Consider the following 9,185-nt stretch of genomic DNA (forward strand, 5'->3'; position numbering starts at 1 on the left):
GCTACATAATACCGAAAATACCGCAGATTTTAACCGCACTTTCCCCTATTCACTCATCACAAATTGTTCTCTTAATCGATGAAGTTGATCTCGAATTGCAGCCGCTTTTTCAAATTCCAGATCTTGAGCAAATTTATACATTTGTTGTTCCAGTTTTTTGACTTGTTGCTGATATTCCTTGGCATTTTTCGGGGCGTTATAAAGTGCAGTTGGTTCTGCCACCGTTTTGGCTCGTGATTTGCCTTTCCCTTTATTCGTCACACCCTGACCGATATCCAGCAATTCACCCACTTTTTTATTTAACGCTTGCGGAACAATGCCTTTTTCTTCATTATATTTCATTTGTTTTTCACGGCGGCGGTTAGTTTCCGTGATGGCTTTTTCCATAGATTTGGTGATGCTGTCGGCATACAAAATTGCTTTTCCTTTCAAATTACGAGCGGCACGACCAATAGTTTGAATAAGCGAACGTTCGGAACGCAAGAAACCTTCTTTATCGGCATCTAAAATGGCGACAAGGGACACTTCGGGAATATCCAGCCCTTCACGCAATAAGTTAATGCCTACCAAGACATCAAATTCACCCAAACGTAAATCTCGGATAATTTCCACCCGTTCTACGGTGTCAATATCCGAATGGAGATAACGCCCCCGAATGCCGTGTTCATCCAGATAATCCGTGAGATCTTCCGCCATTTTTTTGGTGAGGGTCGTCACCAAAACACGCTCATTTCTGTCCGCTCTTTGGCGGGCTTCAGAAAGTAAATCATCCACCTGAATGGCAACAGGACGGATTTCAATTTCCGGATCAAGCAAACCTGTCGGGCGCACCACTTGATCGATAATTTCATCGCCGGATTTTTCTAATTCATAAGGTCCGGGTGTGGCGGAAACATAGATCGTTTGCGGTGCAAGACGTTCAAATTCTTCAAAACGTAATGGGCGGTTATCCAAAGCAGAAGGCAAACGGAAACCATATTCCACCAAGGTTTCTTTACGAGAGCGGTCGCCACGGTACATACCCCCAATCTGTGGAACCGTCACATGGGATTCATCAATAATCAAAATAGCATCAGAGGGCATATAGTCAAACAAAGTCGGCGGCGGCTCCCCCTCATTTCTGCCGGAAAGATAGCGTGAATAATTTTCAATGCCTGAGCAATATCCCAGTTCATTCATCATTTCAATGTCAAATAGGGTGCGTTGGCTAATGCGTTGTTCTTCCAACAATTTATTCTCTTTGATGAAATATTCCCGGCGTTGTACTAACTCTGCTTTGATTTTTTCAATGGCATCTAAAATGCGTTCCCGAGGTGTCACATAGTGGGTTTTCGGATAGACCGTATAACGGGGCACTGCACCTAAATGATGCCCCGTTAAAGGATCAAATAGGCTGAGCCGCTCAATTTCATCATCAAATAATTCAATTCTGACCGCAATGTCATCAGATTCCGCCGGGAAAATATCAATAATTTCACCCCGCACACGAAAGGTTCCCCTTTGGAAAGCTTGGTCGTTGCGGGTGTATTGCAATTCGGCCAATTTCGCCAGAATTTGACGTTGATTGATAATCGCCCCTTGTTGCAAATGCAACATCATTTTTAAATAGCTATCGGGATCGCCCAAACCATAAATGGCAGACACGGAAGCCACCACAATCGTATCACGGCGTTCCAAAAAGGATTTCGTGGCGGAAAGACGCATTTGTTCAATTTGATCGTTAATAGAAGCATCTTTTTCAATAAAAGTATCGCTGCTTGGCACATAGGCTTCCGGTTGATAATAATCATAGTAAGAAACGAAATATTCCACCGCATTTTCAGGAAAAAACGCCTTCATTTCCGCATAAAGCTGAGCGGCAAGGGTTTTGTTGGGTGCAAGCAACATCGCCGGGCGATTTAATTTTGCAATGACATTGGCGATGGTAAAGGTTTTCCCAGAGCCGGTTACCCCAAGAAGCGTTTGATGCGCCAATCCATCTTCTAAATTTTCAGCAAGTTTTTCAATGGCTTGGGGCTGATCGCCGGAGGGTTTAAAATCGGAATGAAGAATAAAAGGTTTACTGTTAATTTTTTCTGCCATAAAAGTGCGGTTAAAATTGAATGCGTTTTTATTGGCGGCATTCTAACATATTTCTTACGCCATATAGAGTGAAAAAGGTAAGTTTTACACAGTGTTAGCGATGTCAAGAGAAAAACCTCACAAAATTGAAATTTTTTTTTAGATTTTTTACTGGACTTTATTTAACTAATTGATAAATAAAGAAATGTTATTTTACAGCCAATTATTACCTCATTTTGTACAATCCCAGTATTTATCAGCATTAGAGGATCTTATTTTATTTTAATCCACAAAGTTATCCACAGCCTTTGTGGATAGAAAAATACTACGATTTTTTTTAAATTTTTTTATTTTGACCTGTTGACAACCCATCTTCTGATCATTAAAATGCGCGACCGATTCATTGTGATACAGAATTATTCCTCCTTAGTTCAGTCGGTAGAACGGTGGACTGTTAATCCATATGTCGCTGGTTCGAGTCCAGCAGGAGGAGCCAATTTCTCTTTTGGTTTAGTTTTCGTTTGTCTCCTTTTACGAATCCTAAATTAGCAACCAAAAGATTTTGAGCCCGTCATTTGATGGGCTTTATTTTTTATCTGTTATTTTCCAAACAATACTGCTCCACCGCTGATATCAAGCGTTGTGCCATAAAACAAACTGATTGCAAAAAAGAGCATAATGCTACCGGCAATGATTTTTACCCCTCGCCCACTATATTTCTTTAATGCTTTTGCGCCATACCATTGTCCAATCCGAATGCTCGCTTTTTTGGCATAACGTACAAGCATCGCAAAACAAGTCAGCATCAGTCCTGTTCCTAAAGACATCGCAAGGGTCGCAAAAATTCCCCAGATGAAGAGATCGAGCATATAAGCAAGGAAAAGTACAAATATCGCCCCACTGCAAGGGCGTAAACCAATGCTCATTATCACCAAACATTGGCTTTTCCAACTATCCGCTTGCTTTAATTGAACCGCATTTGGCAAATGTTGATGCCCACAACCACAACCCACCTTTAAAGTGCGGTTAATTTTGACCGCACTTTGTAACGGCAAAGGCATTGGCTGAACGGATTTAATGCGAAAGCCCATTGGCTGACGAATGCCTTGATAAATCCAATAGCAGCCCAACCCCATTAATAGTATCAATGCACTGCGTTCTAACCATAATTGAGTTAATTTGAAATATTGGGAGGAAAGATTGAGTATGACAACGACAATAGAGGTGGCACTTATTGCCACAATGCCTTGCATCAATGAGGATAACAGGCTGAGTGTCACACTTTGTTTCAGTTTACTTTCGTGTGTGGATAAATAGCTTGCAATAATAAACTTGCCGTGCCCCGGTCCAAGTGCGTGGAATACGCCATAGAGAAAGCTAATGCCGATTAATACTATCCCGGCTGAAACGGAATGTTGTTGAATAGCGTGAAGATTTTCGGAAATCAGTTGATTAAATTGTTGTTGCCACCCCACCACCTTCACAAAAAGCCAAGGAAAAAACCAAAAAATCCCCACCAGCGCCACAACTAAAACAATGAGCCATTTAAACGGAAAAAGCGGTTTCATCATTTACTCACATTGAATATTCACTTTTTGGGCAAATATCACCCCTAAAGAATCATCTTCATCTTTTTGGGTTTTATCCAAAGAGGCGGCATAAGACTGTATTTTTTCATCCACCTGAGGCATCTCCACCTTTCCCTGACAATTTTTCGGAAGTGTGGAAAAATCGACCGCACTTTTGTCCTCAGGATAATACATCGAAACATAGTAGGTGCGATCATAGGTCATCAGTGTCCATTGGTTATCTTGCAATGGTTGAGGTTCGGCAAGAAGAAAATCAAAATAATATTGAACACGCATTCCTTTTATGTTTACACCATAATTTTTTATCTGCTTTTTATATTTGATTTTATTATTGTTTTTATCGAAGAAATAACTGAAATAATGTTCATTGACGACATTATTCATCACCTCATCCAACAATTGTTGTGCGGCTTCCCCGCTTGCCTGTTTCATATCATATAACACTGCTGATGAACTGGGTTCATCTAACGTCCATTTCATCGAAAATCCGACTAATTGGTTTTGTTCGACTAGGTTTTCCACCAAAGGTTTGGTTTGCATTTCAATAAAGGCGTGGGGATGGGCTACAACCGCCCCTGTATAGAATAAAGAAAGGAAAAATAATTTTTTCACGCTTCGCTCTCCACTAAAAAGAGCGATCATTCTAACATAAGCAAAAAATTCTAAAAAACGTTTGTTTTATAAACAAAAACAAATAATTCATCGAAATTTATTGACCTACATCAACAAACAATAAGATTAGGTTTTATTTTTGAAGAGGTTTTATGTACTATGCGCTCTGTCAAGTGATTGCTTGATATTCATAAAGTTCCTAAATAAAATAATCATAAATATAGCTAAACTACTTTCCTACCACCCGATTCGGGTGGTTTTTTTTGCCTAAAAACTAAAAATTAGAAAAGTAAATATCACAAGCAAAAGCACCAATATGGCAATACTATAAATGTGAAGTAGAGGTAAAGTGGTATCTATTTAGTGATTGAATATTGACTTAAAAGTTATTGGATATTCGTTAGTAATACCCAATAACCAAAGCATAAGTAGAAATGTAATTTCGGTCGTTTTCTTTAAAAGCAGCGACTATTTTTTGTTTCCAAAAAGTTTAGATGTTAAAGCTACCCCCGCCATCGCCGCTAAACCAATTAATGCCCCACCCAAACCACTACTATTTGAATTAGCCGAGTTAGCATTTGATCCATATTCTTGTTCCCGAACACAAGCAATAATTTTATATTCTGGTCTTAGGGAATATTTTGCCCGAAATTGATTTTTAGCATCAGTCATATTTCTTGCTATCAAACGTTCACTACTCACCGAATTGTTGTTTCTAGTGTTTTTATAAGTAATTTTGAAATAATATTCTTTAGACATAAAAACTCCTTAACTTAATTTATTAATTAACCATTGTCTGTTATTCATTAAGAATTGTTCTAGGGTATTAACACTGACAAAAAAACGAACAGGCATAGGAAGAAAATTATAAATAAAACCCGCTATCCTAATAATATTTTCATCATTTTGTAATGCCGAAGCTGTGAGTGACAATCCACTATCTTTTAACTTCGCAATAATGCCATCACTATTATTTTGTAAGAAACTAATTAGACTACTCTGAGTATCTTGATTTCCTGCATTAATAGAAATATCACCAGTATTAAACTGATCTTCCTCTATCGGCTCACCAAGATACCTAGGTTCAGGCGATCCATCATCATTAATCCGAGTACCAATATAACGAGATTTCACCAATTGTTGAGAGGTTAAATCCGGTTGCACAAAAGTATTGACGCTATTATTCGGCTCAACCTCTATTAAGGCTTGTTTCTGTGCTTTTTGTTTTTGCTCTTCTTCAAATTTACGTTTTTCTTCTTCCAAAATTAATTGTTTACGAATTTCCAAACGTAGCTGTTCTTCATCAAATTGTGCTTGTTCTTTAGTTTGCTCTACAATTTCTTCCTCTACCTTAACGTCCTCTTCAATATTTTCAGCTTGGAGTTGTTCAACAACTTCTGTTAAATATTTTTTTAAAAGTTTAATGTCATTAGCCCTAGCTTGAGTAAAGTTCAAATGCCACCACTCATTTTCCTCTCCTTTATATTTAAAATAAATATCGTGAGAAAGTGTGCCAGGTTCAACGTCAATAGCGTTAATGTCAGATATTGAACCATATCCGGAACCATTATTATCCCAATAAAAGAAACGTTTATTTGTGAATACTAAACCACGTTTTGCAGATCCAAATACCGTATCATCCGTTAATAATAAAATATCATCCGCTTCCACATCTTCATCAACAACATAGCTTGCTAACGCGCCTTGTAATTTCTTTTCAGGAATATAGGGCTTAAGATAAAGCGAAAGCTGAGAGAATTTAGGGGCAGGTGGGAGAGGTTTAATTTTCATTTAGAATTACTCCATTATCTTCTAAGTATGAAATAAAGCTAAGTATTCCATATATAAATCTTTTCATTTCTTGACATACATAATATTCTGATACTCCTTGTAAAAAAACCGGATAGTAAGACATTATTGCTTTTTCATCCTCTCGCCAAGAAACAGAAAAACCAAGTTTAGATTTAGCATTAAAATTATTAATTAACTCTAATTCAATATCAGGTATCTTTATAATTGCACCAAATACTACTGCGGCATTTTCTTGATTTATTGAGACCAAAATCCCACTTTCTTCTATCTGATTTATCTTAAGAAGATAATCACTTTCATCTTTTTCAAATCTAACATTAAGTTCTTTTTCTACTTTTGATAAAATAGAGGTAATATCTTTAATATTTATGGTAAATTCAGTATCTTTAATCATAACGACCTCTCATCACTTTCATTTATCCCAACATAAATTTTAGGATAATATTCTTCTAAAAATTCTATTGCGAAATCTAAACATAACCCAAGACTATATTTCAAATAATCTTCTGATACCCCCCAAAAAACCAAAAATTGTCGAGACAAATATAACCCCAAGCCATCTTCATCTAGATGTACGGGAAGCCCAATACCATTAACGCTATTCCAATCGTTAACAAATTCGAAAAGGGATTTATTATCATTCTTTATCATATTTAAAATAAAATAATCCGAGCTGTAGACTCGGGTAACAAAAAACACAGAACCAGATTTATCTATGCCAATAACAAATGATGCCTCATAACCATATGACCTATAATGCTTATGGCATACAAAAGCATTTTTCTCATCAAAATAACTAAAGCTTAAATCAAATCTCTCCTTAAAATATCTTAATATAGGAAACAGAACTTCCCTACTAATTTTATATTTACCTATTTCATTAGACATAATACTTCACCTTTTATTTTCAAATTAATTGTAAGTTTAAATCTTATGGATAATTTGCATTTATTGATGTATAAGCAATAAATATTTCATTAACTGGGTCAATTAACGTATATTTAATTCTATTATTCTTAACAAGAAAATTTAGCCTTTCTCTTAGCTCTTGTTCATCCGGAAATTTTTGATAATGAGCTAAATAACTAAGAATATATTGTAAATCCACACCGGAATAGGGTTCTCCCATAGGAATGCAATCCTTTTCCTTATTAAAATTTTCTTCAATACACTGAATAATCAGAGCATTAATTTCCGCCATGTTACTCCTGCTAAAAACCTAAAATCTTCCGTATTCTAAAAAAAAAAACGATAGTCAAGCCTTTTTTATCAAGGGTTTGAAAAATTTTTACTTCTTAAACAGTTTGAAACCAAAGGCTATATTTCCCTCACAATTTCAAGTAAAATTGACCGCACTTTTTACCTATAACGAGAGGCGTTATGTCATCACAATTTGTTTATACCATGCTCCGTGTCGGGAAGGTTGTGCCTCCGAAACGGCATATTTTGAAAAATATTTCTTTGAGTTTTTTCCCGGGGGCGAAAATCGGGGTGCTTGGCTTAAATGGGGCGGGGAAATCTACCCTACTTCGCATTATGGCGGGGATTGATAAAGAGATTGAGGGAGAAGCCCGTCCACAGCCGGGGATTAAAATTGGCTATCTGCCACAAGAGCCTAAACTTGAGCCACAGCAAACGGTGCGTGAAGCAGTGGAAGAAGCGGTGTCTGAAGTGAAAAATGCACTAACTCGTCTTGATGAGGTTTACGCACTTTATGCCGATCCTGATGCGGATTTTGATAAACTTGCGGCAGAGCAAGCGGAATTGGAAGCGATTATTCAGGCACAAGATGGACATAATTTAGACAATCAATTAGAACGAGCCGCCGATGCGCTACGCTTGCCTGATTGGGACGCTAAAATTGAGCATTTATCCGGGGGGGAACGCCGCCGTGTGGCACTTTGTCGCCTCTTGTTAGAAAAGCCGGATATGTTGTTGTTAGACGAGCCGACCAACCACTTGGATGCAGAATCTGTGGCGTGGTTAGAGCGTTTCCTCCATGATTACGAAGGCACGGTCGTTGCCATTACCCATGACCGTTATTTCTTAGATAACGTTGCCGGTTGGATTTTAGAGCTTGACCGTGGTGAGGGCATCCCATGGGAAGGCAACTATTCTTCTTGGTTAGAACAAAAAGAAAAACGCCTTGCCCAAGAACAAGCGGCAGAATCTGCCCGTCAAAAATCCATTGAGAAAGAATTGGAATGGGTTCGCCAAAATCCGAAAGGCCGTCAAGCGAAAAGCAAAGCACGTATGGCACGTTTTGAAGAGCTTAATTCCGGCGAATATCAAAAACGCAATGAAACCAACGAACTCTTTATTCCACCTGGTCCACGCTTAGGTGATAAAGTGATCGAAGTGCAAAACCTCACGAAATCCTATGGTGATCGCACCTTGATTGATAACCTTTCATTCTCGATCCCTAAAGGAGCGATTGTGGGGATTATCGGGGCAAACGGGGCAGGTAAATCCACCCTATTCCGTATGCTTTCAGGGCAAGAAAAACCGGACAGTGGCTCGATCACTATGGGGGAAAGCGTTGTACTGGCTTCGGTGGATCAATTCCGTGATGCGATGGATGATAAGAAAACCGTCTGGGAAGAAGTGTCAAATGGGCAGGATATTCTTACCATTGGTAACTTTGAAATTCCAAGCCGTGCCTATGTAGGGCGGTTCAACTTCAAAGGGGTTGATCAACAAAAACGGGTGGGCGAACTTTCCGGTGGTGAACGTGGGCGTTTACATTTAGCCAAACTCTTGCAAGCCGGGGGGAATGTTCTCTTACTGGATGAACCGACCAATGATCTCGATGTAGAAACCTTGCGTGCATTAGAAAATGCAATTTTGGAATTCCCGGGCTGTGCCATGGTGATTTCCCACGACCGTTGGTTCTTAGACCGTATTGCAACCCATATTTTAGACTACGGCGATGAAGGCAAAGTCACCTTCTACGAAGGCAACTTCTCTGATTACGAAGAGTGGAAAAAGAAAACCTTTGGCGCCGAAGCCTTACAACCACATCGTATGAAATATAAGCGTATTGCGAAGTAAAATGCGGTATTATGCAGCAGTTGCACAATGTTGCTTTTTTGTTATCTTGTAGGGACACAC

Annotated in this window: 9 protein-coding genes and 1 tRNA gene; 2 read left to right on the forward strand and 8 right to left on the reverse strand. The window is 38.5% G+C overall.

Translation table 11 applies throughout. The features are described from left to right. Positions 1-45 precede the first annotated feature (45 nt). Complete coding sequence (gene uvrB / locus BKK50_RS10705) at positions 46-2,082, reverse strand: excinuclease ABC subunit UvrB (protein WP_077417894.1); 2,037 nt, start codon at positions 2,080-2,082, stop codon at positions 46-48. Between the two features lie 399 nt (positions 2,083-2,481). Here uvrB and BKK50_RS10710 point away from each other — a divergent pair. Then, positions 2,482-2,557, forward strand: a tRNA-Asn gene (locus BKK50_RS10710). 103 nt (positions 2,558-2,660) lie between these two features. Here the strand turns inward: BKK50_RS10710 and zevB are convergent. The 7 genes from zevB to BKK50_RS10745 all read right to left on the reverse strand — a co-directional run bounded on the left by zevB (position 2,661) and on the right by BKK50_RS10745 (position 7,275). Beyond that, on the reverse strand, positions 2,661-3,629 hold the full coding sequence (zevB, locus tag BKK50_RS10715) for a zinc transporter permease subunit ZevB (RefSeq protein WP_077417910.1): 969 nt from the start codon (positions 3,627-3,629) through the stop codon (positions 2,661-2,663). 3 nt (positions 3,630-3,632) lie between these two features. Then, a complete protein-coding gene (zevA, locus tag BKK50_RS10720; protein WP_077417896.1) occupies positions 3,633-4,292 on the reverse strand; it encodes a zinc transporter binding subunit ZevA in 660 nt (219 codons plus the stop codon). 438 nt (positions 4,293-4,730) lie between these two features. Further along, complete coding sequence (locus BKK50_RS10725; protein ID WP_077417898.1) at positions 4,731-5,021, reverse strand: hypothetical protein; 291 nt, start codon at positions 5,019-5,021, stop codon at positions 4,731-4,733. Positions 5,022-5,030: 9 nt separating this feature from the next. Continuing rightward, the gene (locus BKK50_RS10730) at positions 5,031-6,053 is read right to left on the reverse strand and encodes a hypothetical protein (RefSeq protein ID WP_077417900.1); all 1,023 of its coding nucleotides are present in this window, start codon (positions 6,051-6,053) and stop codon (positions 5,031-5,033) included. Beyond that, positions 6,043-6,468 (reverse strand): hypothetical protein, encoded by a 426-nt coding sequence (locus tag BKK50_RS10735; RefSeq protein WP_077417902.1) that lies wholly within the window; start codon positions 6,466-6,468, stop codon positions 6,043-6,045. The genes BKK50_RS10730 and BKK50_RS10735 overlap by 11 nt, the downstream gene beginning before the upstream one ends. Beyond that, positions 6,465-6,962: a hypothetical protein gene (locus tag BKK50_RS10740; RefSeq protein WP_077417904.1), complete on the reverse strand. Its 498-nt coding sequence runs from the start codon at positions 6,960-6,962 to the stop codon at positions 6,465-6,467. The genes BKK50_RS10735 and BKK50_RS10740 overlap by 4 nt, the downstream gene beginning before the upstream one ends. 43 nt (positions 6,963-7,005) lie before the next feature. Next, complete coding sequence (locus BKK50_RS10745) at positions 7,006-7,275, reverse strand: hypothetical protein (protein ID WP_077417906.1); 270 nt, start codon at positions 7,273-7,275, stop codon at positions 7,006-7,008. A 179-nt stretch (positions 7,276-7,454) separates the two neighbouring features. Here BKK50_RS10745 and ettA point away from each other — a divergent pair, with 179 nt between their 5' ends. After that, entirely contained in the window at positions 7,455-9,125 is a 1,671-nt protein-coding gene (gene ettA / locus BKK50_RS10750; RefSeq protein WP_077417908.1) for an energy-dependent translational throttle protein EttA, read from the forward strand. Positions 9,126-9,185: the final 60 nt, after the last annotated feature.

Origin of the sequence: Rodentibacter rarus (genome assembly GCF_001998965.1) — a bacterium.
GTDB lineage: Bacteria > Pseudomonadota > Gammaproteobacteria > Enterobacterales > Pasteurellaceae > Rodentibacter > Rodentibacter rarus.

Excerpts from the sequence above, each read along its gene's own strand:
- uvrB (WP_077417894.1), bottom strand. The coding sequence starts at position 2,082 with ATGGCAGAAAAAATTAACAGTAAACCTTTTATTCTTCATTCCGATTTT.
- zevB (WP_077417910.1), bottom strand. The coding sequence starts at position 3,629 with ATGAAACCGCTTTTTCCGTTTAAATGGCTCATTGTTTTAGTTGTGGCG.
- zevA (WP_077417896.1), bottom strand. The coding sequence starts at position 4,292 with ATGATCGCTCTTTTTAGTGGAGAGCGAAGCGTGAAAAAATTATTTTTC.
- BKK50_RS10725 (WP_077417898.1), bottom strand. The coding sequence starts at position 5,021 with ATGTCTAAAGAATATTATTTCAAAATTACTTATAAAAACACTAGAAAC.
- BKK50_RS10730 (WP_077417900.1), bottom strand. The coding sequence starts at position 6,053 with ATGAAAATTAAACCTCTCCCACCTGCCCCTAAATTCTCTCAGCTTTCG.
- BKK50_RS10735 (WP_077417902.1), bottom strand. The coding sequence starts at position 6,468 with ATGATTAAAGATACTGAATTTACCATAAATATTAAAGATATTACCTCT.
- BKK50_RS10740 (WP_077417904.1), bottom strand. The coding sequence starts at position 6,962 with ATGTCTAATGAAATAGGTAAATATAAAATTAGTAGGGAAGTTCTGTTT.
- BKK50_RS10745 (WP_077417906.1), bottom strand. The coding sequence starts at position 7,275 with ATGGCGGAAATTAATGCTCTGATTATTCAGTGTATTGAAGAAAATTTT.
- ettA (WP_077417908.1), top strand. The coding sequence starts at position 7,455 with ATGTCATCACAATTTGTTTATACCATGCTCCGTGTCGGGAAGGTTGTG.